24 protein-coding genes and 1 pseudogene are annotated in these 25,973 nt (G+C 62.1%); 11 read left to right on the plus strand and 14 right to left on the minus strand.

Annotated features, from left to right (window positions below; translation table 11 throughout):
* Positions 1-14 precede the first annotated feature (14 nt).
* Both LOY51_RS26750 and zigA read right to left on the minus strand, forming a co-directional pair.
* On the minus strand, positions 15-647 hold the full coding sequence (locus LOY51_RS26750) for a DUF1826 domain-containing protein (RefSeq protein WP_125466111.1): 633 nt from the start codon (positions 645-647) through the stop codon (positions 15-17).
* Positions 644-1,852, minus strand: a complete 1,209-nt coding sequence (gene zigA / locus LOY51_RS26755) for a zinc metallochaperone GTPase ZigA (protein WP_258643788.1) — start codon at positions 1,850-1,852, stop codon at positions 644-646. Before zigA ends, LOY51_RS26750 begins: the two co-directional genes overlap by 4 nt.
* Positions 1,853-1,966: 114 nt before the next feature.
* Here zigA and LOY51_RS26760 point away from each other — a divergent pair, with 114 nt between their 5' ends.
* Positions 1,967-2,344: a glutamine synthetase gene (locus LOY51_RS26760; protein WP_258643790.1), complete on the plus strand. Its 378-nt coding sequence runs from the start codon at positions 1,967-1,969 to the stop codon at positions 2,342-2,344.
* Positions 2,345-2,369: 25 nt separating this feature from the next.
* Positions 2,370-3,257 carry a GTP cyclohydrolase FolE2 gene (gene folE2, locus LOY51_RS26765; protein WP_258643792.1) on the plus strand — a complete coding sequence of 296 codons (888 nt, stop codon included), beginning with the start codon at positions 2,370-2,372 and terminating at the stop codon, positions 3,255-3,257.
* Here folE2 and LOY51_RS26770 read toward each other — a convergent pair whose 3' ends face one another.
* The gene (locus LOY51_RS26770; protein WP_125466115.1) at positions 3,258-3,785 is read right to left on the minus strand and encodes a DUF3617 domain-containing protein; all 528 of its coding nucleotides are present in this window, start codon (positions 3,783-3,785) and stop codon (positions 3,258-3,260) included.
* Positions 3,786-3,914: 129 nt separating this feature from the next.
* On the opposite strand from LOY51_RS26770, the gene cls reads away from it, so the two are divergent.
* On the plus strand, positions 3,915-5,354 hold the full coding sequence (gene cls, locus LOY51_RS26775; RefSeq protein WP_125861195.1) for a cardiolipin synthase: 1,440 nt from the start codon (positions 3,915-3,917) through the stop codon (positions 5,352-5,354).
* Positions 5,355-5,393: 39 nt separating this feature from the next.
* Here cls and cfaB read toward each other — a convergent pair whose 3' ends face one another.
* Positions 5,394-6,578 carry a C17 cyclopropane fatty acid synthase CfaB gene (gene cfaB, locus LOY51_RS26780; RefSeq protein ID WP_258643794.1) on the minus strand — a complete coding sequence of 395 codons (1,185 nt, stop codon included), beginning with the start codon at positions 6,576-6,578 and terminating at the stop codon, positions 5,394-5,396.
* A 213-nt stretch (positions 6,579-6,791) separates the two neighbouring features.
* On the opposite strand from cfaB, the gene lpdA reads away from it, so the two are divergent.
* The gene (gene lpdA / locus LOY51_RS26785) at positions 6,792-8,192 is read left to right on the plus strand and encodes a dihydrolipoyl dehydrogenase (protein WP_258643796.1); all 1,401 of its coding nucleotides are present in this window, start codon (positions 6,792-6,794) and stop codon (positions 8,190-8,192) included.
* A gap of 153 nt (positions 8,193-8,345) precedes the next feature.
* Here lpdA and hcnC read toward each other — a convergent pair whose 3' ends face one another.
* Genes hcnC through hcnA form a run of 3 tightly spaced genes read right to left on the minus strand, consistent with a single transcriptional unit; the run spans position 8,346 to position 11,304 of the window.
* Positions 8,346-9,596 carry a cyanide-forming glycine dehydrogenase subunit HcnC gene (gene hcnC / locus LOY51_RS26790; RefSeq protein ID WP_258643798.1) on the minus strand — a complete coding sequence of 417 codons (1,251 nt, stop codon included), beginning with the start codon at positions 9,594-9,596 and terminating at the stop codon, positions 8,346-8,348.
* 2 nt (positions 9,597-9,598) lie between these two features.
* On the minus strand, positions 9,599-10,993 hold the full coding sequence (gene hcnB / locus LOY51_RS26795; protein ID WP_258643799.1) for a cyanide-forming glycine dehydrogenase subunit HcnB: 1,395 nt from the start codon (positions 10,991-10,993) through the stop codon (positions 9,599-9,601).
* A complete protein-coding gene (gene hcnA / locus LOY51_RS26800) occupies positions 10,990-11,304 on the minus strand; it encodes a cyanide-forming glycine dehydrogenase subunit HcnA (RefSeq protein WP_125466121.1) in 315 nt (104 codons plus the stop codon). The genes hcnB and hcnA overlap by 4 nt, the downstream gene beginning before the upstream one ends.
* A 427-nt stretch (positions 11,305-11,731) precedes the next feature.
* Here hcnA and LOY51_RS26805 point away from each other — a divergent pair, with 427 nt between their 5' ends.
* A complete protein-coding gene (locus tag LOY51_RS26805) occupies positions 11,732-12,700 on the plus strand; it encodes a LysR family transcriptional regulator (protein WP_190306025.1) in 969 nt (322 codons plus the stop codon).
* A gap of 20 nt (positions 12,701-12,720) precedes the next feature.
* On the opposite strand, the gene LOY51_RS26810 is transcribed toward LOY51_RS26805, so the two are convergent.
* Complete coding sequence (locus tag LOY51_RS26810; RefSeq protein ID WP_125861202.1) at positions 12,721-13,182, minus strand: RidA family protein; 462 nt, start codon at positions 13,180-13,182, stop codon at positions 12,721-12,723.
* Positions 13,183-13,440: 258 nt separating this feature from the next.
* Between LOY51_RS26810 and LOY51_RS26815 the strand changes: the two genes are divergently transcribed.
* The 6 genes and pseudogenes from LOY51_RS26815 to LOY51_RS26840 all read left to right on the plus strand — a co-directional run bounded on the left by LOY51_RS26815 (position 13,441) and on the right by LOY51_RS26840 (position 18,702).
* Complete coding sequence (locus LOY51_RS26815) at positions 13,441-14,127, plus strand: hydrolase (RefSeq protein ID WP_085717858.1); 687 nt, start codon at positions 13,441-13,443, stop codon at positions 14,125-14,127.
* Positions 14,128-14,300: 173 nt separating this feature from the next.
* Entirely contained in the window at positions 14,301-14,720 is a 420-nt protein-coding gene (locus LOY51_RS26820; protein WP_125861204.1) for an organic hydroperoxide resistance protein, read from the plus strand.
* A 32-nt stretch (positions 14,721-14,752) separates the two neighbouring features.
* Positions 14,753-15,766, plus strand: coding sequence for an alpha/beta hydrolase (locus tag LOY51_RS26825; protein WP_258643803.1), 1,014 nt, complete (start codon positions 14,753-14,755; stop codon positions 15,764-15,766).
* A gap of 13 nt (positions 15,767-15,779) precedes the next feature.
* Positions 15,780-15,938, plus strand: a pseudogene (locus tag LOY51_RS26830) (hydrolase); the annotation flags it as partial.
* A 116-nt stretch (positions 15,939-16,054) separates the two neighbouring features.
* Positions 16,055-16,621, plus strand: a complete 567-nt coding sequence (locus LOY51_RS26835; RefSeq protein WP_125861207.1) for an antibiotic biosynthesis monooxygenase — start codon at positions 16,055-16,057, stop codon at positions 16,619-16,621.
* A 239-nt stretch (positions 16,622-16,860) separates the two neighbouring features.
* Positions 16,861-18,702, plus strand: a complete 1,842-nt coding sequence (locus tag LOY51_RS26840) for an amidohydrolase (RefSeq protein WP_258646726.1) — start codon at positions 16,861-16,863, stop codon at positions 18,700-18,702.
* A gap of 211 nt (positions 18,703-18,913) precedes the next feature.
* Here LOY51_RS26840 and glmS read toward each other — a convergent pair whose 3' ends face one another.
* From glmS to atpG, 6 genes are all read right to left on the minus strand, one after another.
* Positions 18,914-20,749: a glutamine--fructose-6-phosphate transaminase (isomerizing) gene (glmS, locus tag LOY51_RS26845; protein WP_258643805.1), complete on the minus strand. Its 1,836-nt coding sequence runs from the start codon at positions 20,747-20,749 to the stop codon at positions 18,914-18,916.
* A 12-nt stretch (positions 20,750-20,761) separates the two neighbouring features.
* Positions 20,762-21,529 carry a DeoR/GlpR family DNA-binding transcription regulator gene (locus LOY51_RS26850; protein WP_125466127.1) on the minus strand — a complete coding sequence of 256 codons (768 nt, stop codon included), beginning with the start codon at positions 21,527-21,529 and terminating at the stop codon, positions 20,762-20,764.
* A 222-nt stretch (positions 21,530-21,751) separates the two neighbouring features.
* The gene (glmU, locus tag LOY51_RS26855; protein WP_125466128.1) at positions 21,752-23,119 is read right to left on the minus strand and encodes a bifunctional UDP-N-acetylglucosamine diphosphorylase/glucosamine-1-phosphate N-acetyltransferase GlmU; all 1,368 of its coding nucleotides are present in this window, start codon (positions 23,117-23,119) and stop codon (positions 21,752-21,754) included.
* 123 nt (positions 23,120-23,242) lie between these two features.
* Positions 23,243-23,662, minus strand: a complete 420-nt coding sequence (locus LOY51_RS26860; protein WP_054893003.1) for a F0F1 ATP synthase subunit epsilon — start codon at positions 23,660-23,662, stop codon at positions 23,243-23,245.
* Between the two features lie 43 nt (positions 23,663-23,705).
* Entirely contained in the window at positions 23,706-25,082 is a 1,377-nt protein-coding gene (atpD, locus tag LOY51_RS26865; RefSeq protein ID WP_016394322.1) for a F0F1 ATP synthase subunit beta, read from the minus strand.
* A 27-nt stretch (positions 25,083-25,109) separates the two neighbouring features.
* Complete coding sequence (gene atpG, locus LOY51_RS26870; protein WP_003253195.1) at positions 25,110-25,970, minus strand: F0F1 ATP synthase subunit gamma; 861 nt, start codon at positions 25,968-25,970, stop codon at positions 25,110-25,112.
* Positions 25,971-25,973: the final 3 nt, after the last annotated feature.

Genomic DNA, 25,973 nt, shown 5'->3' on the forward strand with positions numbered 1-25,973 from the left:
CCCACTATGCCCCGTCAGGCCAGCCAGTCAAGGCTGAGCAGCAGGCGTCGCTCGCCGGGCGCCGTCAGCGGCGAGCGGTGGATAAGGCCTGCACCTTCATTGCCAATCCATTTCTCGCCCTTGAGCAGCGCTACGTCACCCGCCGCCAGCTGGCGGATGTTATCCACAGCAGGTTGATCGAGCTGCAACCTTGAACGGTCTATCACACCCTCCTCCAGCCATTGACTGCCGCTACCGGCATAGGTGGTGAGCAGGCGCACCGGCACGTTATCCACATGGAAGCGCGGGCACATCGCGCCATCCAGTACCCGCAGGCGCAAACCGATGCGCCGTGCACCGAGCAGGCAGGTGTAGGCCGCCACCAGCCACGCCACATCGGCGACGAAACCTTCGTAGCCATGCAGATCGGCCGCTTCCCTGAGCAGCCCCGGCAGCTGTGGCGGATGCTGCTCGTCGACATCGATCACCCGCTCGTCCGCCAGTGTCTGGCCAAGGCTCAGCACCAGCGCGCAGAAATCCTCGACCTGGGCGGGTAACTGGCGCTGCCAGACGGCCAGGTTGACGCCATCCTTGAGCATGTCGGTCATCACCTTGGGTGACGGCCCGAAGACCTGGCAGATATCCACAACCTGGGGCGCCAGCTTCATGCCGCCTGCTCCTCGATCCAAGGGCCGAACGGATCTTCCAACCGTAGCCAGCCCATGGGCCCCAAGGCCATTTCTTCCTCACTCAGCAGGCAGGCGTCCAACGCTGTGGATAACTGCGCAAAGTCGATGTTCTGCCCGATGAATACCAGCTCCTGACGGCAGTCACCGGTGTCCACCGACCATTGCTTGAGGATCGCCGCCATATCCGCTTCGTCTTGCGGCCATTGCTCGCGCGGGACGAAACGCCACCAGCGCCCGGCCAGGCCATGGCGCATCATGCCGCCCGCCTGTGACCAGCTACCGGCCTCCTGGTACTTGCTGGCCAGCCAGAAAAACCCTTTTGAGCGCAGCAGCCGGCCATTGCTCCAGGGCGTGTGGATAAAGTCGAAGAAGCGCTGCGGGTGAAACGGCCGGCGGGCCTGCCAGGTGGTCGCGGCGATGCCGTACTCCTCGGTTTCCGGCACGTGTTCACCACGCAGCTCCTGCAGCCAGCCCGGCGCTTGCGCCGCCTGGTCGAAGTCGAACAGGCCGGTATCGAGGATTCGCTCCAACGCAACCTGGCCCATGACCATCGGCACGATCTGCGCCCGGGCATTGAGGCTGCGCAGGATGGCGATCAGCTCTTCACGTTCGTGCTGGCCGATCAGGTCGATCTTGCTCAGCAGCAACACGTCGGCGAACTCGACCTGCTCGATCAGCAGGTCGCTGATCGAGCGTTCATCCTCTTCACCGAGGGTCTCGCCGCGGCTGGCCAGGCTGTCGGCAGCCTGGTAATCACGCAGGAAGTTGAGCCCGTCGACCACGGTGACCATGGTGTCCAACCGCGCCATGTCCGACAGGCTGCGCCCTTGTTCGTCACGGAAGGTGAAGGTCTCGGCCACCGGCAGCGGTTCGGAAATCCCGGTCGACTCGATCAAGAGGTAATCGAAGCGGCCCTCACGCGCCAGGCGCGCAACCTCTTCCAGCAGGTCTTCGCGCAGGGTGCAGCAGATGCAGCCGTTGCTCATCTCCACCAGTTTTTCTTCCGCGCGGTTGAGGCTGACGTTGCGCTGTACTTCGCTGGCATCGATGTTGATTTCGCTCATGTCGTTGACGATCACGGCAACCCGCAGATTATCGCGGTTGCGCAAAACGTGATTGAGCAGCGTGCTCTTGCCGGCGCCGAGGAAGCCGGACAGCACGGTGACAGGAAGACGGTTGGGCATGACGGACCTCATCGGGCAGGCGCATTCGAAACGATGCATTGCGTCATGTTATATTATAACAATACAATTTCGCCAAGCCGTCTCGACCGAAGGGTTGCCTGGAGTGCCTCATCGATGAAATTGCCCCGCGCCAGCGCATTGCTGCTGATTGCCCTGCCGACCTCGTTACTGGCCATGCCCCGCACCGACCTGGCGCTGTGTACTCGCAGCGCCACGCTATTGGCCTGCCAGGACAGCAAGGGCAACTACTACAGCGTGCGCAGCGCAGGCAGCACCTTCTACCTGCGCGGTTACGAAGTGCAGGGCAAACGGCTGTGGGCACAAACCAACAGCCGCTACGGCGCGCTCACCTTCTTCACGGGCCTGGCCAGCGATGGCGAAGCCTGGGTCGGTTACAGCCGGCGTGTCGGCTGGACCACCCTCAATCGCGTCTCGAGCTCCAGCGGCCAGCGCTTCGATCTGCACTGCAGCCTGCTCGGTGGTTGCCGTTGAGCCCTACTTTTTCAGGACACCATTCATGACCAGCCTTAGCCTTTCCCTGCCCGACATCGCCACGCAAAGCAGCCAACACAGCTTGCCGCTGGACTGGGTAGGCATGTGCGGTATCGCCCTGCCGCTGCAGGTGGAAGGTCGCAATCTGAGCGCCCATGCCAGCGCAGGCGTCAGCCTGGACGAAGGTGCTGCGCGTGGTATTCACATGTCGCGCTTGTACCTGGCGCTGGAAGCACTCGAACACCAGCCCTTGAGCCTGCCGCTGATGCGCCAGACCCTCGAGCAGTTTCTCTTCAGCCACCAGGGCCTTTCCAGAGCCGCATACCTGCGGCTGGAATTCGATCATCTGCTCAAACGCCCAGCGTTGATCAGCCCTCTGGCCGGATGGAAACGCTACCCGGTGCGGCTCGATGCACAGCTGAAAGATGAAATGTTCCACGTGGAACTATCCGTGGATATTCCCTATTCCTCCACGTGCCCCTGCTCGGCCGCACTGGCCAGGCAACTCATCCAGGCGCAGTTCGACCAGGATTTCGTCAGCCAAGCGCTGGACCGGGACAGCGTGCGCCAATGGCTGGGCAGCAGCAGTGGCATCGTCGCCACACCTCACAGCCAACGGAGCATGGCCAAGCTACAGGTGCGGCCAGGCACTGATGCGTGGCCACTGACTGAATTGATCGACCAGGCTGAGCAAGCCTTAGGCACAGCCGTGCAAACCGCCGTGAAGCGTGCCGACGAGCAGGCCTTCGCCCTGGCGAACGGGCAGAACCTGATGTTCTGTGAGGACGCCGCGCGGCGCCTGCACCTGGCGTTGCGCCAGTTGCCGTGGGTGAGCGCGTTCAGCGTGCGCGTGGAACATGCAGAGAGCCTGCATGCCCACGACGCAGTCGCCGTCAGCCGCTGGCGGTGGTAATCAGCTGCGGGGTTTCACGGTGCCGCAGTCGTTGCCCAACCATACCGCCCGTGTGTCCATGCTGCCCTGCTGCTGCACACCCGATGCGTTGAAGGTGCCGTTGACCTTGGTCAGGAACTCTTTGTCGCTGAGGAAGGTGGCCTGGCCCTGCCCCTGGGCTTTCGGGCAGCTGAACTGGAACTTCCAGACATTGCCGGTGCGGTCGGTGATCTTCTGGGTGCAGCCCGATTGAGGGTCTTGCAGCGGGATGTCGTTGGTCTTGACCTGCTCCGGGGTCAGGCATGAACGCACGCCCTTGCCACCCACGCTGATACCTTGCTTGGCCAAGGCGCCTTCCATCATCGCCCGCTGCTCCGGCGGCAGATTCTTCAACTGGCCGAGCATGAACTGCATGTCGGGTAACGGCTTGCCATCGACCTGCATGTTGCTGGTGGTCAGCTCCCACAGGCCGGGTTGCAGCATCTGCGCGTGAACCAACGGGCTACCCAGGCCCACGACCAGGGCAAGCAGTGGCAGACGAATCTTCATGGATGAAAGCTCCTCGAATTACCGGCTCTGGCCGGACTGTGCCGTTAGACGTCATTTTCCCTTGCAGGTTGCAGCCACCCCCACGAACGTGGTCTGTTAGCGACAGTGCTAACGGCAAGCAGGATGCGTATGGATTACCACAGCCCCTACTTCTTCGGTTACGTGCTCGGCCTGATTCATCTGCTCGGCATCATCGCGGCGCTGCATGCCGTGTTCACCGTGCGTACCGCCCAAGGTGCGATCGCCTGGGCCATGCCCCTGTTCTTCATCCCCTACTTTGCGCTCATCCCCTACCTGATCTTCGGTGCCCGTTCGTTCTATGCGTACATCAACGCGCGCCGGCATGCCAACCAGGAGATGCACGTGGCCATGGCCAATCTCAACTGGCGGCCGTGGGTGGAGGAAGCCCTGACCGCCCGCGAGTCCGACAGCTATGCGGCGCTGCGCGCCATGCCCAAGCTGGGGCGCATGCCATGTCTGGCCAACAACGAGGTGAAGCTGCTGATCGATGGCGAAGCCACCTTCAAGGCGATCTTCGCTGCCATCGACAAGGCCCGTGACACCGTACTGGTGCAGTTCTTCATCATCCACGACGACGTGCTCGGCCGAGAGCTCCAGCAGTTGCTGTTGCGCAAGGCGGCGGAAGGCGTAAGGGTCTTCGTGCTTTACGACCGGGTCGGCAGCCACGCATTGCCGGCCAGCTACAGCCAGGTGCTGCGCGACGGCGGTGTGCAGATACAGGCATTCGCCACCCGCCGCGGCTTGTTCAACCGCTTCCAGGTCAACTTTCGCAACCACCGCAAGATCGTCGTGGTGGATGGGCTGCTGGGCTTTCTCGGTGGGCACAACGTGGGCGACGAGTACCTCGGCGCGCACCCGCGCCTGTCGCCGTGGCGCGACACCCATGTGCAGATCAGCGGCCCGGTACTGGCTTGCCTGCAGGAATCGTTCGCCGAGGACTGGTACTGGGCCACGCGCCAGCTGCCTCCGCTGATCCTGCCCGACACCTACCCTGAAGATGGCGTGCTGTGCCAGGCCCTGGCCAGTGGCCCGGCCGACCCCCAGGAAACCTGCGCGCTGTTCTTCCTCGAAGCCATCCACTCGGCCACTCGCCGGGTCTGGATCACCAGCCCGTATTTCATCCCCGACGAAGCGATCTTTGCCGCCTTGCGCCTGGCCGTGCTGCGCGGCGTCGATGTACGCATCCTCATCCCCGCACGCCCCGACCACCGTATCGTCTACGCCGCCTCCAGCCTGTTTGCCTTCGAGGCGGTGCGCGCGGGCGTGCGGATGTTCCGCTATCAGCCGGGGTTCCTGCATCAGAAAGTGGTGCTGGTGGATGATGAGGTCACGGCCATTGGCAGCGCCAACCTGGATAACCGTTCCTTCCGCCTGAACTTCGAGATTACCCTGCTCACCGTGGACCGCGCCTTCGCCGACCAGGTCGAGCAGATGCTGGTGAACGACTTCGAACAGGCCAGGGAGATCACCGCCGAGGACAGCCGCGACACCCATCGCCTGCAGCAACTGGGGATGCGTATTGCGCGTTTGATTTCGCCGATCCTGTAGCGCCTCGGCGTGCCCCACAGGGGCACGCCGGGCAGCCCGTCAGCGATAGAGGTCCTCACGCGTCCACGGCAGGTCGTGATGGCCATCGGCGAAAGGTTTCACGGCGAGGATCTGGTGCAGGTTCATCCAACCCTTGCTGAAGGCGTAGGCGCAGCCGGCCAGGTACAGGCGCCAGATCCGCAGGGTCTTCTCCGGCACCAGCGCGGCGGCGCGGTGCAGCTGGTTCTCAAGGTTCTCGCTCCAGTGGTTGAGGGTCTTGGCGTAGTGCAGGCGCAGGCTCTCCACGTCCACCACCTCCAGCCCCGCTTCACAGATGCGCGCGCTGATCATCGAGATGTGCGGCAGCTCGCCGTGGGGGAATACGTAGCGGTCGATGAACGCACCCGCGCCACGGCCCACCGGGCGACCGTCCACGTGCTTGGCGGTGATGCCGTGATTCATCACCAGCCCGCCTTCGCGCACCGCACTGAACAGCTTGCGGCAATAGAGTTCGAGGTTGGCGTGGCCGACGTGCTCGAACATGCCGACGCTGACCACCTTGTCGAAGCGGCCATCCTCGGGCAGGTCACGGTAATCGAGAATGTGCAGGTCGACCTTGTCGGCCAGCCCCTCCTCCTTGACCCGCTGTCGGCCAAGTTTCAGCTGCTCTTTGCTCAGGGTGATGCCGTACACCTTGGCGCCGTACTCACGGGCGGCAAAACGCGCCAGCCCGCCCCAACCGCAACCAACGTCCAGCAGGTAGTCACCGCCCTGCAGGCGCAACTTGCGGCACAGGTGATCGAACTTGTCCTGCTGGGCCTGGGCCAGGGTGTTGTCCGGCTCTTTGAAATAGGCACAGGAATAGACCATGTCCGGGTCCAGCCACAGCTGGTAGAACGCATTGGACAGGTCGTAGTGGTAGGAGATGGCCTCGGCGTCGGTGCTCTTGTCGTGAGAGGTGCGCTGCGGCAGCACGTCGTCCTCGTCCTTGAGCAGCGTTTGGCTAAGCTCGTCACACACCCGGATGACTTCACCGATATCGCCTTCGAGCTCCAGTTGGCCTTCGACGAAAGCCGAACCCAGTGCTTCCAGGTTGGGGTGGGTCAACTGGGCGATCAGCTTGGGGTCCTTGACCACGATGGTGACCTGCGGACTGGGCCCCAGATCGAACTGGTTGCCGTCCCACAGCTTGACCCGCAACGGTATGTCCAGGCTCTGCAAAACGGGTGGAAGTTGCGCAAGCATTCATGACCCTCCCTTTCACGGATTCGGAACGCCACGTCTTATCAAGTCGGACGCTACCGCATGAGGGTAGTTCATTCGTGCGAAGTTTCCGTTAACCGCGACCATGGTCTAGAACTATCTGGCACGGCCAACGCAGCAGATTGTATACAATCCTCCACGCTCAGACTAACCTTATGCCCCTCTTCGCTTCCTCACCCTTGGAGTAACTAACCCATGAAATCCTATGACGTGGTGATCATCGGCGGCGGCCCCGGCGGCTACAACGCAGCTATCCGGGCCGGCCAGCTGGGCATGAGCGTGGCCTGCGTGGAAGGCCGATCGACCCTCGGCGGCACCTGCCTGAACGTCGGTTGCATGCCCTCCAAGGCATTGCTGCACGCCTCCGAACTGTTCGAGGCGGCCAGCGGTGACGAGTTCGCGCACCTGGGCATCGAGGTCAAGCCGAGCCTGAACCTGGCGCAGATGATGAAACAGAAGGATGAAAGCGTGACCGGCCTGACCAAGGGCATCGAGTACCTGTTCCGCAAGAACAAGGTCGACTGGGTCAAGGGCTGGGGCCGCCTGGACGGCGTCGGCAAGGTCGTCGTCAAGGCCGAGGACGGCAGCGAAACCACCTTGCAGGCCAAGGACATCGTCATCGCCACCGGCTCCGAACCGACCCCGCTGCCGGGCGTGACCATCGACAACCAGCGCATCATCGACTCCACCGGCGCCCTCTCCCTGCCCCAGGTGCCCAAGCACCTGATCGTGATCGGCGCCGGCGTGATCGGCCTGGAGCTGGGTTCGGTGTGGCGCCGCCTCGGCGCCGAGGTGACGGTGATCGAGTACCTCGACCGCATCTGCCCGGGCACCGATGCGGAAACCGCCAAGACCTTGCAGAAGGCCCTGGCCAAGCAAGGCATGACCTTCAAGCTGGGCAGCAAGGTCACCCAGGCCACGCCATCGGCCGATGGCGTCAGCCTCACCCTGGAACCAGCAGCCGGTGGCGCCGCCGAAACCCTGCAAGCCGACTATGTACTGGTGGCCATCGGCCGTCGCCCGTACACCCAGGGCCTGAACCTGGAGAGCGTGGGCCTGGAGACCGACAAGCGCGGCATGCTGAGCAACGACCATCACCGCAGTTCGGTCCCGGGCATCTGGGTGATCGGCGACGTCACCTCCGGCCCGATGCTGGCGCACAAGGCCGAGGACGAAGCCGTGGCCTGCATCGAACGCATCCACGGCAAGCCGCACGAGGTCAATTACAACCTGATCCCGGGCGTCATCTATACCCGCCCGGAGCTGGCCACTGTCGGCAAGACCGAAGAGCAGCTCAAGGCCGAAGGCCGCGCCTACAAGGTCGGCAAGTTCCCCTTCACCGCCAACAGCCGCGCCAAGATCAACCATGAGACCGAAGGCTTCGCCAAGGTTCTCGCCGACGCCAACACCGACGAGGTGCTGGGTGTGCACCTGGTCGGCCCGAGCGTCAGCGAGATGATCGGCGAGTTCTGCGTGGCCATGGAGTTCTCGGCCTCGGCCGAAGACATCGCCCTCACCTGCCACCCGCACCCGACCCGTTCCGAGGCCCTGCGCCAGGCGGCGATGAATGTGGATGGGATGGCGATGCAGATCTGATCTGAGGGGGTGAGAGCAACAGTCCTGTGTTGCTTGCTCTGGCCTCATCGCTGGCAAGCCAGCTCCCACAGGTAGGTCGTTGACCTTGAAGATCGCGCAATCCTGTGGGAGCCGGCTTGCCGGCGATGGGCCGCACAGCGGCCCCTGCAGCCTCTAGCCGTGCACGACTTTTTTATCCACGCCCTCACCGAACCGCGACGCCAGGAACGGCGTGATATCCAGCGGCAACGCCTCGTTGTGGACAACCTTGTCCAGCAGCACCCCGGTGATCGCCGACGTCAGGATCCCGGTGCGGAAGTGTCCACAGGCATTGAAGTACCCCTCGACATTATCCACAGGCCCGAGGATCGGCAGCTCATCCGGCGACCCTGGGCGTAGCCCGGCCCAGGTGCGCTTGAGGTTCACCTGCGCCAGCTCCGGCACGCACCGGATTGCCCCCTGCACCAGCCCACTGATCTCCGGGAAGGTGTTGCTGACATCGAAGCCTTTCTCTTCAGTGGTACTGCCGATCAGGATCTCGCCATTGTCCTTCTGCGCCATGTAGCAATCGCTGGTGGTGATGCAGCCGTCCAGCAGCTTGGGCAGGCGCTCGGTCAGCACGATCTGGCCCTTTACCGGCTTGACCGGAATGCTCAGGCCCGTCACCCACTCGCTCAGCTCGGCAGCCCAGGCGCCCGCGGCGTTGATCAGTGTGTGGCAGTGAAACTCGCCGGCTTCGGCAGTACGCACGCCCTTGATCCGCGAGCCCTCATGCAGCACCCCGGTGACATTCACGTTGGGGTACAGGTCGACACCGTTCTGCCGTGCCGCCTCCAGGAAAGCGTCGCCCAGGCGGAACGGGCTCACCTGGTGATCGCAGAGGAACTCCAGCGCGCCATTGGCCTGCTGCGTCACCGCCGGCTCCGAGGCCCGCAGCGCGTCGCGGTCGAGCCAGCGCACCTGGTCGGCCAGGTGGGGGATCTGCTTGACGATGTGCTCGGCGTACAGCTGGTCCTCGTCATCCTGGATGATGTACTTGAGCCCGGTGCGCTCGAACTTGAAGTCCATGCCGTGACGCTCGATCAGCTCGCGGTGCAGTTGTGGATAAATCGCGTTGGACTGCAGGGCGAAGTCAAAGAAACACGGCGGCAGGATATGCGGGGTACTGGAGTCGACCACCACCGCCGCGCCATTGGCCTCGCGCTTGCTGCGCGAGGACATCATGCGAAAGAAGATCACCCCACAGCCCAGCCCCACCGATTCGCCGATGGCCCACAGGCCGCCCGCCGATGCGCGCGTGGCGTTGCCCGGGCGCTTGCTGTCGATCAGGGCGATTTTCAGGTTGCTGCGTTTGGACAGCTGGTAGGCGCAGGACGCGCCGATCACGCCGCCGCCGGCGATGATGATGTCGTAGTGCTTGGCCATGCTCAGGCCTCCGTGCCGAGGTGTGCGAATGCGGAAAACGGGATCGGGTCTACCGGGAAACGTGGGCGCAGCCAGCCGACATCCTGGCGCCCGGTGGCGCTACGCAGGCGATCACTGCAGTAACCGACGCACATGCGCCCCTGGCAGTCGCCCATGCTCACCCGGGTGCGCATCTTCAGGCTGGCCATGTCCTGCACGCCCTGTTCCAGCGCCAGGTCGATCTGCTCGCGGGTGACGTGTTCGCAACGGCAGATCACCGTGTCGGCCTGGGGCAGTTCGACCTGCGCCGCCCCCCGTGCGGTGAAGCGTTCCACGCCCGCGCGGAAACGCTTGATCGCGGCGAGCTTGCCCAGGTACAGCTCGCGCCGTTCGATGGCCTGTTCGGCATCGAGCTTGCCCATCTGCAGGAGCATCGACAGCGCAGCGATACGCCCGGTCAGCATCGCCGCCTCGCCGCCACGGATACCGGCCATGTCACCCGCCAGGTGGGTGTTCGGGCGGCTGCTCTGCTGCCACACGTTGCACACCGCGCGCAGGTAGCCGTCTTCGCTGAAACCGTGTTCCAGGCCCAGTTGCTGGCTGAGCTGGGTGCGTGGGATGAAGCCGTAGCCCACCGCCAGCGTCTGCACCGTCTCGCGCTGGACGCGGGTCATGTCCGGCTTCCAGTCCTGGGTGTAGGGCGCGACGCTGACCTCGCACAACTCATCCTCGCCCGTGGCCCCTACCACGCCCCAACCGTAGTGCATGGGGATGCCGTTGAGCTTCATGTAGGCGAGCATGCTCAAGCCATCGAGGAACAGCTGCGGCTTGTTCATCAGCGCCAGGCTTTCCTTGGCGATGCGGTTGAACGCGCAGGCTTCATATACCCCGCTGACCTTGGCCCCGGCGGCATGCAGCTGGCACGCAACCAAGGGCAGCAACGGCCCGGTGCCGGCGATCAAGGTGCTGCCCAGCGGCTTGACCACGCCGCTCTTGATCTGCAGCTGCAGCCCGCCCAGCAGGATCACTCCCGGCAGGGTCCAGCCGGGGAACGGCACATTGCGCTCATGGCAGCCGGCGGCCAGCAGCAGGTGGGAATAGTCGATCTCGTGCAGTTGCTCGTCGCCATCGAGCACCATCAGGCGCTGGTCATCGCCGCCCACCACGCGGTGGTTGAGGCGTAGGTCGATATGGCTGGCGCTGGCGGCAAAGTCTTCGTGCAGGGTGTTGAGGGCCTTGGCGTAGCGAGGGCCTAGGTAACCGAGGTCGATGCCGGCACGCAACGGGCCGCGGTAAACCACCCCGCCAGGACGCGAGGCTTCATCGAACAGCAGGCTGTCGACGCCGTGGTCGGCCAGCTCGATGGCCGCCCCCATGCCAGCTGAGCCAGCACCGACGATCACTGGGCGAAGGCTCATGAGCGGGCCTCCCCGTGCATGCGGTTCACTTCGGTCTCGATCTGCATGCCCGGCTTGACCACCGTCTGGCACGCCCGGCGCTTGGGCCGCCCGTCAATCTGCACCAGGCAGCAGTGGCACACACCCATGCCGCAAAAGGCGCCGCTGAGCTGGTCGTGGTCATTGCGCGCCAGCTGGCGCAGGCCAATGGCATTGAGCACGCTGAGGACGGTCTCCCCCGCGCTGGCCACTGCCGGCAGGCCATTGACCAGCAGGGTCATTTCCGCGCCTTCCAATGGCTGGATATCGTGCTTTCGTTGCAACGTCTGCATTTCCTGTCGTCCTTGGTGACTGGTGGGTCGGGGGACGTTAGGGCAAACGCTGAGGGAAAACATTGATCCATGCCAGACGCATGATGTAGGAAAGTTCCGGGGCGACGGACGTGCGACGAACTTCACGTAAGTCGTGGGATTCGAGAACGTCGTTCAGGAATGCCTGCGACCTGGAGCAACCATATCCAGTGTCGCCATCAGCCACGGCATCAATACCAACGCCATCCGTAAATGGATCGTCCAGTGCTTCCCTGCTGGCCAATACGAGGGTTTTGCCGAAGGCCAGACAGGGGGGCTACTTTTTCAACAGAATCGACCCATAGCAGCCAGTCGGCATAATAGTTTTCAACCAATCGCCGGAACAATATGGCTACTCCACCCAACCCCTTCTCGTATCATCTGCGCCTCAGAATCTGGAACGAACTGTGTGAAATCACCAACTGAAAAAGCTCCGGCTGCCCCTGATGGGACGAAGTGGGACGTAGGCGAGGCTGTCAATCAGCTCTCGTGGGACGACTTGCGCATCATCAAGACGCTCAGTGATTGCGGCAATCGTTCGGCTACGGCCAAGAAGCTTGGCATCAATGTATCCACCGTTTCGCGCCGAGTTGCTCAAGTTGAGCGAACGCTCGGCATCGCGCTGTTCGATCACCGCAAATCAGGGTATCTGCTCACCGCCGAGGGTGCTGAATTGCGAGCACTCGCCGAGCGAGTGGAGCTGGATATCGTCAGCGTCACGCGGCGTGTTTCACGTTCAGGCCAAGGCCCCCTCGGGAAACTTCGCATTACCACCAGCGACTCGCTGCTGCTGTACTTCCTCACCCCCATCATCGCGGACTTCAAGGCCCTGAACGAGGGGATCACCATCGAGGTGCTGGTGGGCAATGAAACCCTCAGCCTCGCCCGGGATGAATCGGATATCGCCATTCGAGCGACGAGAAAACCTGCAGAAAGCCTGGTGGGCCGTAAACTGGCGAACATTGCCTGGGCACCCTACTGCAGCGCCAAGCAGATGACTGCCTTGCCCCTTTTCGAAGAGGGCCAGGCCTGGGTGTCATATTCCGCAGCGCTCTGCGGTTTGAAGGCGACAAGCTATGTCGAAAGCAGAGTCGCTGCTGAGCGCATAGCGTACCGCACCGATTCTGTTGCAGCCGCAAGCGCTGCAATCGCGGCGGGTCTGGGCTTTGGATTCCTTCCCTGCATGTTGGGCGACATCACCCCAGGGTTGGTACGCGCCGGCCCGGTGGTGCCGGAGCTTCAGGATGAGTTGTGGCTGCTGACTCACCAGGACATTCGAAAATCGTGGCGGGTCAAAGCCTTCATGACCTTCTGCGCCGCTGCCGTGGCCAGTCAAAAGCCCTTGGTCGAGGGGCAATTGATACTCCCGGTTCCCTAGATCAAAACCGGGAGTGCCGCTCAGATGTCTCGGGCGCCAATCACGGCCTTGCACACGATCTCGATCAGCTGCGGACGCTGGGCAAGTCTCGACACTCCAATGATATTGCTCGCGCACTGAGGCCGCTCAGTGCCAAAGGCCGCCTTGCGCACTTTGCCGACCACCGCGAACGCAGCGTCCATGTCCAGCACATAAAGCGTTTCCTCGACAACGTCCTGCAGAGTCGCGCCATACAAGGCGAGCAGCTTCGAAATGTTGTCGTAAGAGATCCGCATCTGCTCTCCCATCGAAGAGAAATCACTGGGCTTACCGTCGGCGTTCAGAGGCGCCGGGGCTACCAGATGACCTTCCTCATCATGGTTGAATTGACCTGATACATAGATCTCGTTTCCTACCCGCCGTGCCTGCGGATAGCCGTAAGCCTCCTCCCAGGAAACGCCCCAGTAGGCGGTCTGCTTGTTGAACGGTTGTGAAGCTGCCATTGCATTCTCCTGCACATGACGGACCGGCTTGATCCGAATGGGTGGGCGAATGCTAGCAGCGCGATCGCGTATTCCATGGCGCAAAAATGAGCCATCAGGAACGCAAAAGTGCGCCACCGACAGTCGCGTTGTTTCGTTATCGTTTGCTCGTCCTCAAGCAATGACGCTGAGGGGGCACTCGTGGCTACGGTAATGCCTGCAACGTGCGGGCCCCGAGACAGGTGCGATTGAACATCATCAAGCTGAAAGGAAACAAAAATGAACAATCCTAAAACTGAAGTCCTGACCCCGCTTAACAGCCAACTGATCTTCATCGATCAGCAGCCACAGATGGCCTTCGGCGTTCAGAGCATTGACCGGCAAACACTGAAAAACAACACCGTTGCCTTGGCCAAGGCCGCGAAGATTTTTAATGTCCCCACCACCTTCACCACGGTCGAGACAGAAAGCTTCTCAGGTCACACTTACCCCGAGCTGCTCGCTGTATTCCCGGACGCTCCGCTGCTGGAGCGCACCTCCATGAATTCCTGGGATGATCAGAAGGTGCGCGACGCACTCAAGAGAAATGGTCGCAACAAGATCATCGTCTCCGGTTTGTGGACCGAGGTATGCAACGCCACCTTCGCCCTGTCGGCAATGAACGATGCCGGCTATGAAATCTATATGGTTGCAGACGCCTCCGGCGGCACCACCAAAGAAGCCCACGATTACGCCATGCAGCGCATGATCCAAGCCGGCGTGGTACCGGTGACCTGGCAGCAGGTGCTGCTGGAATGGCAACGCGACTGGAAGAACCGCGACACCTACGACGCCGTAATGGAACTGGTAAAGGAACATTCCGGTGCATATGGCATGGGCGTCGACTACGCCTACACCATGGTGCACAAGGCACCTGAGCGCGTTCAGCATGGCCCCACCTTGGCGCCTGTCGCTGCATCTGTCTGAGCCATCGCCAGCCCCTGCCCTAGGGGCTGTTCACAGACTTGCGAAGGGTGCGCAGTCGACCGAACCGAGTCAACGAGCCTGGCCTGGAACCTCTGTGGATTTCCAATGCCCAGCGCTGCTCGAGTCAGGCGCTCGCATCCTGTTCCCGAAGACATTCAAAAGTAAGGAAAGCCATGAAAGTTCTCTACACCGCAGTCGCAACCGCAACCGGTGGTCGTGATGGCCGAGCCATCTCCAGCGACAAGAACCTCGACGTGAAACTGACCACTCCGAAGGAATTGGGCGGTGCCGGTGGTAATGCCACCAACCCTGAGCAACTGTTCGCCGCTGGTTACTCGGCCTGCTTCATCGGTGCACTGAAGTTCGTCGCCAGCCAGAGCAAACGCAGCATTCCAGCCGACGCCTCAATCACTGCGCGGGTCGGCATTGGCCAGATCCCAGGCGGCTTTGGCCTGGATATCGATCTGAACATCAACCTGCCAGGTCTGGAACAAGCCGATGCACAAGCGTTGGTGGAGGCGGCCCACCAAGTGTGCCCGTACTCCAACGCAACCCGTGGCAACGTCGATGTCCGTCTGCACGTCACCGTCTAACTTCCTGCCTCACCAGAAACAGGAGATATGAAATGAACGTTTTGACCAAAGCACTCGTTGGCTCGCTCCTTACCTTGTCGATCGGTAACGCATTCGCTGACTCTGGCGTCGAACACAACACCCAGGCATTCCTCGATGTACTGAACTCAGGCAGTGGTAAACCCATCGAGCAGCTTTCGCCGAAAGACGCCCGCGCGGTACTGACCGGCGCTCAGGCCGGAGTGAAACTGACACTGCCCGAGGCGGATGTCAGCGAGAAGACCATCACTGTCGACGGCCAGGACATCAGCTTGACCATCGTGCGTCCGGCGGGTGTGAAGGGGACCTTGCCTGTGTTCATGTACTTCCACGGCGGTGGCTGGGTGCTCGGCGACTTCCCGACCCATGAGCGCCTGGTCCGCGATCTGGTCGCCGGTTCCGGGGCGGTGGCGGTGTTCGTCAATTACACCCCGTCCCCTGAAGCGCACTACCCGACAGCAATCAACCAAGCCTACGCGGCAACCAAATGGGTGGCCGAGCACGGCAAGGAAATCAATGTCGACGGTAAGCGCCTGGCTGTAGCAGGCAACAGCGTCGGCGGCAACATGGCAGCCGTGGTCAGCCTGATGGCCAAGGATAAAGGTACCCCGGCCATCAAGTACCAGGTGCTGCTGTGGCCAGTGACCGACGCCAACTTCGAGACAGCTTCGTACAACCAGTACGCCGAGAGGCACTTCCTCACCAAGAACATGATGAAGTGGTTCTGGGACAACTACACCACCGACCCCAAGCAACGTGCCGAGATCTACGCCTCGCCGTTGCGCGCTACCACTGAGCAGTTGAAAGGCCTGCCGCCAGCGCTGGTCCAGACCGCGAGTGCCGATGTGCTGCGTGACGAAGGGGAAGCCTACGCTCGCAAACTGGACCAAGCCGGCGTGCCGGTCACTGCGCTGCGCTACAACGGCATGATCCATGACTACGGCTTGCTGAACGTGGTCAGCCAGGTTCCAGCAGTACGCTCTGCAATGCTGCAGGCTTCCGAAGAGCTGAAGGTTCATTTGAAGTGACCCCCACTCAAGACCGGAGATGTATGCCATGGAAGAAGAGTTCGACGTGTTCGTGGTCACCGATGTCTCCGGCACTTTCAACGCCATGACCTGTGACGCCGCCCATGACCGCATGAGCCAGGCCGGCGCACAACTGATGACCAGCTACAACGCCTTCAACGCCAACAAGTAAGCCGACCGCCCCGGGCACCGCCAGTCGGTACCCGCTATGGGCAGCATCTCCATCTCAATCTCTGCCCGTTCACTGTTGCACGGTGGATGCGGGCAAGCTCATCCCAAGGAACGTCGATGAACACCGCACTCCAGGCCAACCGCAACGTGGTCACTTTGGTTATCCAACACAAGGCTCGTGCTGACTCGCTGGCAAATTACGAGCAATGGCTCAAGCGCACGGTAAGCGCTGCGCGTCGCCAGCCTGGTCATTTAGATGCCAACGTTATCCGTCCCGACGATGGTGGCTTGCTTTACACCACCGTGGTCCGCTTCGCCGACTCCAGCCTGCTGCAGGCCTGGGTCAATTCAACGGAACGCCAAGCGCTGGTAGAGGAAGTTCTGCCGCTAATCGAAGGTGGCGACCATATCCAGGTACATGAGGACCCAGAGTTCTGGTTCACCCCGCCGAGCGTCAGCGCGCCGCAACCGCCGCGCTGGAAGCAAGCGCTGCTGACCTACCTCGTGATTTGCCCGATGACCATGATCATCCCGCAGCTACTGGCCCCGTTCTTTGCACGCCTTCCGCAGCTGGGCGGCGTAATCACTAGCAACCTGATCGTCAACGTGTTCGTCATCTTGCCCGTGGTGTTCTACATCATGCCTTGGGTAACTCGTCGCTGTGCAAACTGGCTGCGTGGCTGAGCAATAGTCAACCGCACATCCCTCCAATCCTCAGCCATATGGCAGCTGGCATGCTCTACGGTTACGCCTGTCGCCGCCGCACTCACACTGAGTTGAATATGTCCCTGGATCAAAACGACAAGACTCGTCGCCAGTTCCTCGCCACCAGCACCGTGCTCTGTGCCGCCGGCGCGGTCTGGTCTGCATTGCCCTTCACCGGCGCAGCCGGTTCCGCCCAAGCATCCATTCAAGGAGGTTCCATGACCGCCGACCTCATCCTGTTCAACGGCAAACTGCACACCGTCGACCGTGAAAACCCCACTGCCACCGCCGTCGCCATCAAGGACGGCAAGTTCATCGCGGTGGGCAACGATGCCCAGGCCATGGCCCACAAAGGCGCCACCACGCAGATCATCGACCTCAAACAGCGCACGGTGATCCCGGGGCTCAATGACTCGCACCTGCACCTGATCCGCGGCGGCCTCAACTACAACCTGGAACTGCGCTGGGAAGGCGTGCCATCGGTGGCCGACGCCCTGCGCATGCTCAAGGACCAGGCGGCCCGCACGCCGACCCCGCAGTGGGTACGGGTGGTCGGCGGCTGGAACGAATTCCAGTTCGCCGAAAAGCGCATGCCCACCCTGGAAGAAATCAACCAGGCCGCCCCCGACACCCCGGTGTTCCTGCTGCACCTGTACGACCGTGCCCTGCTCAACCGCGCCGCGCTCAAGGCAGTGGGCTACAGCAAGGACACGCCCAACCCGCCGGGTGGCGAAATCCAGCGCGACAAGTTCGGCAACCCGACCGGCATGCTCATCGCCCGGCCCAACGCGATGATCCTCTACGCCACCCTGGCCAAGGGGCCGAAGCTGCCGCTGGAGTACCAGGTCAACTCGACCCGCCAGTTCATGCGTGAGCTCAACCGTCTGGGCCTGACCAGCGCCATCGATGCCGGCGGCGGTTATCAGAACTTCCCCGACGACTACTCGGTGATCCAGGAGCTGGCCGACAACAACCAGCTGACCGTGCGCATCGCCTACAACCTGTTCACCCAGAAGCCCAAGGAAGAGCTGGACGACTTCAAGAAGTGGACCGCCAGCGTCAAGCTGCACAGCGGCACCGACTTCCTGCGCCACAACGGTGCCGGCGAGATGCTGGTGTTCTCCGCCGCCGACTTCGAGGACTTCCTCGAACCGCGCCCGGACCTGCCGCAGACCATGGAGCAGGAACTGGAGCCTGTGGTGCGCCACCTGGTGGAGCAACGCTGGCCGTTCCGCCTGCACGCCACCTACAACGAATCGATCACGCGCATGCTCGACGTGTTCGAGAAGGTCAACCGCGACATCCCGTTCAATGGCCTGCCGTGGTTCTTCGATCACGCCGAGACCATCACCCCAGAGAACATCGAACGTGTGCGGGCGCTGGGCGGCGGCATCGCCATCCAGGATCGCATGGCCTTCCAGGGCGAATACTTCGTCGACCGCTATGGCGCCAAGGCGGCCGAGCAGACCCCACCGATCCAACGCATGCTCGACATGGGCGTGCCAGTGGGTGCCGGTACCGACGCCACCCGCGTGTCCAGCTACAACCCGTGGACCTCGCTGTACTGGCTGGTCAGCGCCAAGACCGTGGGCGGCATGGCGCTGTACCCCGAAGGCCTGAGCCGCGACACCGCGCTGCAGCTGTTCACCCAGGGCAGCGCCTGGTTCTCCAGCGAGCAGGGCAAGAAGGGCCAGATCAAGGTGGGCCAGCTGGCAGACCTGGCGGCGTTGTCGCTGGACTTCTTCAGCGTCGATGAAGAGGCCATCAAGGGCATCGAGTCGGTGCTGACGGTGGTCGATGGCAAGGTGGTGTACGGCGCTGCCGAGTTCGACAAGCTGGGCCCGCCACAGGTACCGGTGCTGCCCGAATGGTCTCCTGTGGCCAAGGTGCCGGGGCACTGGCGTGTGGGTACGCCGTCGCTGGCGGCCGCCGTGCACCAGTGTTCGGGGCCATGCGGGGTGCATGCGCACAGCCATGAACAGGCGCGCCACTCCAAGGTGCCAGTCAGCGACTTCCAGGGGTTCTGGGGGGCATTGGGTTGTTCGTGCTTTGCTTTCTAAGCTGATGTGATGATCGTGAGGCGAGCGATTCATCGGGTTGGATTTGGAGAGGCATGGACGAGCGCCGACACAGGTTTCAGTGAGCGCAACAGCTGAAAGGATGGGCGCAACGAAGAAGGGAGCCGGTTAAGGCTCCCTCCGTCAGCGACAGTTTTTATTGCGGTGCGACAGCTTTAATTCTCAGAACCAACTTGAGCGCAGAGCCTGTCTGTTACTCCACCGTCACCGACTTGGCCAGGTTGCGCGGCTGGTCGACGTCGGTGCCCTTGAGCACGGCAACGTAGTACGACAGCAGTTGCAGCGGGATGGTGTAGAGGATCGGTGCCAGGGCGTCAGCGATGTGCGGCACCTTGATCACGTGGGTGCCCTCGCCGTTGCTCATGCCGGCGTTCTCGTCCGCGAACACCACCAGCTCGCCGCCACGGGCGCGCACTTCCTGCAGGTTGGACTTGAGCTTTTCCAGCAGCTCGTTGTTCGGCGCCACGGTGACCACCGGCATGTCGTTGTCGACCAGCGCCAAGGGGCCGTGCTTGAGCTCACCGGCCGGGTAGGCTTCGGCGTGGATATAGGAAATTTCCTTGAGCTTGAGCGCACCTTCCATGGCCACCGGGTACTGGGCGCCACGGCCAAGGAACAGGGTGTGGTGCTTGTCGGCGAACAGCTCGGCGATCTTCTCCACCACGCCGTCCATCGCCAGGGCTTCGCTCAGGCGGGCCGGCAGGCGGCGCAGTTCTTCAACCAGTTCGGCTTCGACGCCGTCCTGCAGCGTGCCGCGCACCTGGCCCAGGGCCAGGGTCAGCAGCATCAGCGACACCAACTGGGTGGTGAAGGCCTTGGTGGAGGCGACGCCGATTTCCGGGCCGGCCAGGGTCAGCAGGGTCAGGTCGGATTCGCGCACCAGCGAGCTGATGCCCTTGTTGCAGATCGCCAGGCTGCCGAGGAAGCCCAGTTCCTTGGCATTGCGCAGGGCGGCCAGGGTATCGGCGGTTTCGCCGGACTGCGAGATGGAGACGAACAGGGTGTCCTGCTGCACCACCACCTTGCGGTAGCGGAACTCGCTGGCCACTTCCACCTGGCAGGGAATGCCGGCCAGCTCTTCGAGCCAGTAACGGGCGACCATGCCGGCGTGGTAGCTGGTACCACAGGCGACGATCTGCACGTTGCGCACCTTGGCGAACAACTCGGCGGCCTGCGGGCCGAAAGCCTGGACCATCACGTGGTCCTTGGCCAGACGGCCTTCGAGGGTGCGCTGCACCACGGTCGGTTGCTCGTGGATCTCCTTGAGCATGAAGTGGCGATAGTTGCCCTTCTCTGCGGCTTCGGCGCCTTCGTGGTACTGCACCGTCTCGCGCTGAACCGGCTGGCCGGCCTGGTCCCAGATCTGTACCTGGTCACGGCGGATCTCGGCGATGTCACCCTCTTCCAGGTACATGAAGCGGTCGGTGACCTGGCGCAGGGCCAACTGGTCGGACGCCAGGAAGTTCTCGCCATGGCCCAGGCCGATCACCAGCGGGCTGCCGCTGCGGGCAGCGACCAAGCGGTCTGGCTGGCTGGCGCTGATCACGGCCAGGCCATAGGCGCCATGCAGGCGCTTGACCGCGGCCTTGAGGGCATCGGTCAGGTCTGGAATGGTCTTGAGCAGGTGGTGGATCAGGTGAACGATCACCTCGGTGTCGGTTTGCGAGGTGAACACGTAACCCAGCTGCTTGAGCTCTTCGCGCAGGGCTTCGTGGTTTTCGATGATGCCGTTGTGCACCACGGCCACGTCATGGCCAGAGAAGTGCGGGTGGGCGTTGGCCTCGGTCGGTGCACCGTGGGTGGCCCAACGGGTGTGGGCGATACCCAGCTGCCCGGCCAGCGGTTCGGCGCTGACGGCGGCTTGCAGCTCGCTGACCTTGCCGATACGGCGGCGACGCTCGAGGCCGCCCTGCTGGCTGTAGACGGCCAGGCCGGCACTGTCATAGCCACGGTACTCGAGCCGCTTGAGGCCTTCGATGAGGATTGCTGTGATATTGCGCTCGGCAACGGCACCAACGATTCCACACATAAGTTGTTGCTCCTAGCTGATAGCGGCGCAGATCAGATTGATGCCGCGGGCTTGAATGCGGTCGCGTGCCTCGGCGGGCAGGCGATCATCGGTAATAAGGGTGTTGACGCTGCTCCAGGGCAGCTCCAGGTTGGGGATCTTGCGGCCAACCTTGTCCGACTCGACCATCACGATCACCTCGCGGGCCACCTCGGCCATGACCCGGCTCAGGCCCAGCAATTCGTTGAAGGTGGTGGTGCCACGTTCCAGGTCGATGCCGTCGGCACCGATGAACAGCTGGTCGAAATCGTATGAGCGTAGAACCTGCTCGGCCACCTGGCCCTGGAACGACTCCGAATGCGGGTCCCAGGTGCCGCCAGTCATCAGCAGCACCGGCTCGTGTTCCTGCTCGCTGATGGCGCGGGCCACGTTGAGCGAGTTGGTCATCACCACCAGGCCAGGCTGGCGCCCGAGCTGGGGGATCATTGCCGCGGTGGTGCTGCCGCTGTCGATGATGATGCGCGCGTGCTCACGGATGCGTTCGACTGCGGCCCGGGCGATGGCCTGCTTGTACTGCGACACCGGCTGTACCGTCTCCGCCAGCAGCTCCTGGGGCATGGTCACGGCACCACCGTAACGGCGCAACAGCAGGCCGTTGGCTTCCAGGGCAGCGAGGTCCTTGCGGATGGTCACTTCCGAGGTTTCGAAACGTTTGGCCAGAGCATCGACGCTCACCTCGCCCTGCTCGGAGAGCAAAGCCAGGATGTTGTGGCGACGCTGGGGGGTGTTTCGTTTCGACATGGCCGCTTTAAGTTTCGATTCGAAAGTTAAGTGGCGCAATCAAAACCTAAAATCGATGTTCAGTCAAGACACGGGTACACATCGTGAGAAATGGCTTGCTTCGCGAATGGCCATCGACGTTATCGCGGGGCAAGTCCGCTCCCACAATGATCGAGCAAGCATCGACAAAAAAGCCGGCTTATTCACATAAGCCGGCTTTCGATCGAAACCGCTGTGGATAACTCAGCTCTTCTTGATCTTCTCCGGCCGTTTCCAGCCTTCGATGTTGCGCTGGCGCGCACGTGCCACACCCAACTGCCCGGCCTCAACCGTCTGGGTGATGGTCGAGCCCGCCGCAGTAGTGGCCCCAGCCTGGATTTCCACAGGCGCGACCAGTGAGTTGTTGGAGCCGATGAACACGTCCTCGCCCATCACAGTGCGGAACTTGTTGGCACCGTCGTAGTTGCAGGTGATGGTGCCCGCACCGATGTTGGTACGCGCGCCGATCTCGGCATCGCCCAGGTAAGTCAGATGGCCAGCCTTGGCACCTTCGCCGAGGTGGGCGTTCTTCAGCTCGACGAAGTTACCCACATGGGCCTTGGCCTCCAGCACGCTGCCCGGGCGCAGGCGAGCGAACGGGCCGGCATCGCTGCCTTCGCCCATCACGGCACCGTCAAGATGGCTGTTGGCCTTGATCACCACACCCTTGCGCAGGGTACTGTCCTTGATCACGCAATTGGGGCCGATCTGCACGTTGTCCTCGATGACCACCTTGCCCTCGAGGATGACGTTGATATCGATCAGCACATCACGCCCAACGCTGACCTCACCACGCACATCGAAACGCGCCGGGTCGCGCAGGGTGACGCCCTGGGCCATCAGACGGTGGCCAGCGCGCAGTTGATAGTGACGCTCAAGCTCCGCCAGCTGGCGGCGGTCGTTGGCACCCTGCACTTCCATCGGGTCGTGGGGCTGCTCGGTGGCGACCACCAGGCCATCGGCCACAGCCATGGCGATGACGTCGGTAAGGTAGTACTCGCCCTGGGCGTTGTTGTTGGACAGGCGGCCCATCCAGTCGGCCAGGCGAGCCGCTGGCATGGCGAGGATACCGGTGTTGCCCTCTTTGATCGCCTTCTGCGCTTCGCTGGCATCCTTATGCTCGACGATTGCGGTGACCGCGCCTTGCTCGTTACGCACAATGCGGCCATAGCCGGTCGGGTCGGCGAGGTTGACCGTCAGCAGGCCCAGCTGGCTGGCGCTGACCTTGGCCAGCAGGCGCTGCAGGGTTTCCACCTCGATCAGCGGCACATCGCCATACAGCACCAGTACGGTATCGGCGGTGACTGCCGGCAGGGCCTGGGCGACAGCGTGGCCAGTGCCCAGCTGCTGGTCCTGCATGACGAAGTTCAGGTCGTCCGCGGCCAAACGTTCACGCACAAGCTCGGCACCGTGGCCAATGACCACGTGGATGCCCGTGGGCTGCAGTTGGCGAGCGCTGTGGATAACATGGCCAAGCATGGAGTTGCCGGCTACCGGGTGCAGCACCTTCGGCAGTGCCGAGCGCATGCGGGTGCCTTGGCCTGCGGCGAGAATGACGATATCGAGGGACATTGACTGGCTACCAATCCTGGGCGGTCAGGGAAATGACCGGGGACTAAATTCTTGAAAAAGAAAAAGGGTAGCCGAGGCTACCCTTTAACTCAATCGCAGCGGAAGTGACCGGCAAAAGCCAGGTTACTTGCCTTTGCGCAATTGCTGGACAGTACGCAGCTGAGCTGCAGCCTCGGCCAGACGTGCGGCAGCAGCGCCGTAGTCGAAGTCCGAGCCTTTAGTGTTCAGCGCGTTCTCAGCAGCCTTGAGGGCTTCCTGAGCCTGAGCTTCGTCCAGGTCGGCAGCGCGCTGCACGGTGTCGGCAAGAACCTTGACCATGTTCGGCTGCACTTCGAGGAAGCCACCGGAGATGTAGAACACCTCTTGAGTGCCACCCTGCTTGGTCAGCGTGATCGGACCAGGCTTGAGATTGGTGATCAGCGGCGCGTGGCCCGGAGCGATACCAAGATCACCCAGGTTACCGTGCGCAACTACCATCTCGACCAGGCCGGAGAAGATCTCTCCTTCCGCGCTGACGATGTCGCAATGGACTGTCATAGCCATCTGCTTGCCTCAACCTGATAGCGCCCCTTGCGGGGCGCATGAATTACAGTTTCTTGGCTTTCTCGATCGCTTCGTCGATGCTGCCGACCATGTAGAACGCTTGTTCTGGCAGGTGGTCGTAGTCACCTTTGAGGATGCCGCTGAAGCCAGCGATGGTGTCCTTGAGCGAAACGTACTTGCCTGGCGAGCCGGTGAAGACTTCGGCCACGAAGAACGGCTGCGACAGGAAGCGCTGGATCTTACGAGCGCGGGCTACCAGTTGCTTGTCGGCTTCGGACAGTTCGTCCATACCCAGGATGGCGATGATGTCTTTCAGCTCTTTGTAGCGCTGCAGAACATACTGAACGCCACGAGCGGTGTCGTAGTGCTCGTTGCCGATCACGTTCGGGTCCAGCTGACGCGAAGTCGAGTCCAGTGGGTCGACCGCTGGGTAGATACCCAGGGAGGCGATGTCACGGGACAGAACGACGGTGGCGTCCAAGTGGGCGAAGGTGGTCGCTGGCGACGGGTCGGTCAAGTCGTCCGCAGGTACGTATACGGCCTGAACGGAGGTGATCGAACCTTCCTTGGTGGAGGTGATGCGCTCTTGCAGAACGCCCATCTCTTCAGCCAGGGTCGGCTGGTAACCTACTGCCGAAGGCATACGGCCCAGCAGTGCGGATACTTCGGTACCGGCCAGGGTGTAACGATAGATGTTGTCGACGAACAGCAGAACGTCGTTACCTTCGTCACGGAACTTCTCAGCCATGGTCAGGCCGGTCAGCGCTACGCGCAGACGGTTTCCTGGTGGCTCGTTCATCTGACCGTAGACCAAGGCTACTTTGTCGAGAACGTTGGAGTCCTTCATCTCGTGGTAGAAGTCGTTACCCTCACGAGTACGCTCACCCACACCAGCGAACACGGAGTAACCGCTGTGTTCCATGGCGATGTTACGGATCAGTTCCATCATGTTTACGGTCTTGCCGACACCGGCACCACCGAACAGACCAACCTTACCACCCTTGGCGAACGGGCAAACCAGGTCGATAACCTTGATGCCGGTTTCCAGCAGGTCGTTGCCGCCTGCCTGGTCAGCGAACGAAGGCGCTGGCTGGTGGATACCGCGACGCTCTTCTTCGCCGATCGGGCCGGCTTCGTCGATTGGGTTGCCCAGAACGTCCATGATACGGCCCAGAGTGGCCTTACCAACTGGAACGGAAATGGCAGCGCCGGTGTCGACGACATCCAGACCGCGCTTCAGGCCTTCGGTCGAGCCCATCGCAATGGTACGAACCACGCCGTCGCCCAGCTGCTGCTGAACTTCCAGGGTGGTTTCCGCGCCTTGTACTTTCAGCGCGTTGTAAACACTCGGCACGACGTCACGTGGGAATTCCACGTCGATGACGGCGCCGATGATTTGAACGATACGTCCGCTACTCATAGCTGGATCCTCTGAATTTTTGAACCGTTAAACCGCGGCAGCGCCGCCGACGATTTCCGAGATCTCCTGGGTGATCGCAGCCTGACGCGCCTTGTTGTAGATCAACTGCAGCTCTTTGATCAAATCACCGGCGTTGTCTGTGGCGTTCTTCATGGCGATCATCCGGGCCGCTTGTTCAGCAGCGTTGTTCTCGACCACCGCCTGGTATACCTGCGACTCCACGTAACGCACCATCAAGCCGTCCAGCAGCTCTTTTGCGTCGGGTTCGTACAGGTAATCCCAGTGATGCTTGAGATCCTGATCCGGGGTTGCCACCAACGGTACCAATTGCTCGACCGTCGGTTTTTGGGTCATGGTGTTGATGAACTTGTTCGAAACCACCGAAAGGCGATCGATACGGCCGTCCAGGTAGGCGTCCAGCATCACTTTGACGGAGCCGATCAGATCGTTGATCGATGGCTCTTCGCCCAGGTGGCTGATCGCTGCTACGACGTTGCCGCCAAAGATGCGGAAGAAAGTCGCACCCTTGCTGCCGATCACGCACAGGTCGATTTCCACGCCCTGTTCGCGGTTTGCGCTCATGTCCTTGACCAGGGCCTTGAACAGGTTGGTGTTCAAGCCACCGCACAGACCACGGTCACTGCTCACCACGATATAACCGGCGCGCTTTACAGGGCGCTCGATCATGAACGGGTGGCGGTATTCCGGGTTGGCGTTGGCCAGATGACCGATCACCTGGCGGATACGCTCCGCGTAAGGACGGCTAGCAGCCATGCGCATTTGTGCCTTGCGCATCTTGCTTACCGCCACTTTCTCCATGGCGCTGGTAATTTTTTGCGTGCTTTTGATGCTCGCAATCTTACTGCGAATCTCTTTTGCGCCTGCCATGTA

This window comes from Pseudomonas sichuanensis (genome assembly GCF_024749065.1).
In the GTDB taxonomy this organism is placed as follows: domain Bacteria; phylum Pseudomonadota; class Gammaproteobacteria; order Pseudomonadales; family Pseudomonadaceae; genus Aquipseudomonas; species Aquipseudomonas sichuanensis.

Excerpts from the sequence above, each read along its gene's own strand:
- hcnB (WP_258643799.1), bottom strand. The coding sequence starts at position 10,993 with ATGAGCCTTCGCCCAGTGATCGTCGGTGCTGGCTCAGCTGGCATGGGG.
- hcnA (WP_125466121.1), bottom strand. The coding sequence starts at position 11,304 with ATGCAGACGTTGCAACGAAAGCACGATATCCAGCCATTGGAAGGCGCG.
- LOY51_RS26825 (WP_258643803.1), top strand. The coding sequence starts at position 14,753 with ATGAACGTTTTGACCAAAGCACTCGTTGGCTCGCTCCTTACCTTGTCG.
- hcnC (WP_258643798.1), bottom strand. The coding sequence starts at position 9,596 with ATGGCCAAGCACTACGACATCATCATCGCCGGCGGCGGCGTGATCGGC.
- LOY51_RS26850 (WP_125466127.1), bottom strand. The coding sequence starts at position 21,529 with ATGTCGAAACGAAACACCCCCCAGCGTCGCCACAACATCCTGGCTTTG.
- cfaB (WP_258643794.1), bottom strand. The coding sequence starts at position 6,578 with ATGCTTGCGCAACTTCCACCCGTTTTGCAGAGCCTGGACATACCGTTG.
- LOY51_RS26750 (WP_125466111.1), bottom strand. The coding sequence starts at position 647 with ATGAAGCTGGCGCCCCAGGTTGTGGATATCTGCCAGGTCTTCGGGCCG.
- LOY51_RS26840 (WP_258646726.1), top strand. The coding sequence starts at position 16,861 with ATGACCGCCGACCTCATCCTGTTCAACGGCAAACTGCACACCGTCGAC.
- folE2 (WP_258643792.1), top strand. The coding sequence starts at position 2,370 with ATGACCAGCCTTAGCCTTTCCCTGCCCGACATCGCCACGCAAAGCAGC.
- LOY51_RS26770 (WP_125466115.1), bottom strand. The coding sequence starts at position 3,785 with ATGAAGATTCGTCTGCCACTGCTTGCCCTGGTCGTGGGCCTGGGTAGC.
- LOY51_RS26835 (WP_125861207.1), top strand. The coding sequence starts at position 16,055 with ATGAACACCGCACTCCAGGCCAACCGCAACGTGGTCACTTTGGTTATC.
- glmU (WP_125466128.1), bottom strand. The coding sequence starts at position 23,119 with ATGTCCCTCGATATCGTCATTCTCGCCGCAGGCCAAGGCACCCGCATG.
- glmS (WP_258643805.1), bottom strand. The coding sequence starts at position 20,749 with ATGTGTGGAATCGTTGGTGCCGTTGCCGAGCGCAATATCACAGCAATC.
- LOY51_RS26815 (WP_085717858.1), top strand. The coding sequence starts at position 13,441 with ATGAACAATCCTAAAACTGAAGTCCTGACCCCGCTTAACAGCCAACTG.
- LOY51_RS26760 (WP_258643790.1), top strand. The coding sequence starts at position 1,967 with ATGAAATTGCCCCGCGCCAGCGCATTGCTGCTGATTGCCCTGCCGACC.
- atpG (WP_003253195.1), bottom strand. The coding sequence starts at position 25,970 with ATGGCAGGCGCAAAAGAGATTCGCAGTAAGATTGCGAGCATCAAAAGC.
- zigA (WP_258643788.1), bottom strand. The coding sequence starts at position 1,852 with ATGCCCAACCGTCTTCCTGTCACCGTGCTGTCCGGCTTCCTCGGCGCC.
- LOY51_RS26860 (WP_054893003.1), bottom strand. The coding sequence starts at position 23,662 with ATGGCTATGACAGTCCATTGCGACATCGTCAGCGCGGAAGGAGAGATC.
- atpD (WP_016394322.1), bottom strand. The coding sequence starts at position 25,082 with ATGAGTAGCGGACGTATCGTTCAAATCATCGGCGCCGTCATCGACGTG.
- lpdA (WP_258643796.1), top strand. The coding sequence starts at position 6,792 with ATGAAATCCTATGACGTGGTGATCATCGGCGGCGGCCCCGGCGGCTAC.
- cls (WP_125861195.1), top strand. The coding sequence starts at position 3,915 with ATGGATTACCACAGCCCCTACTTCTTCGGTTACGTGCTCGGCCTGATT.
- LOY51_RS26810 (WP_125861202.1), bottom strand. The coding sequence starts at position 13,182 with ATGGCAGCTTCACAACCGTTCAACAAGCAGACCGCCTACTGGGGCGTT.
- LOY51_RS26820 (WP_125861204.1), top strand. The coding sequence starts at position 14,301 with ATGAAAGTTCTCTACACCGCAGTCGCAACCGCAACCGGTGGTCGTGAT.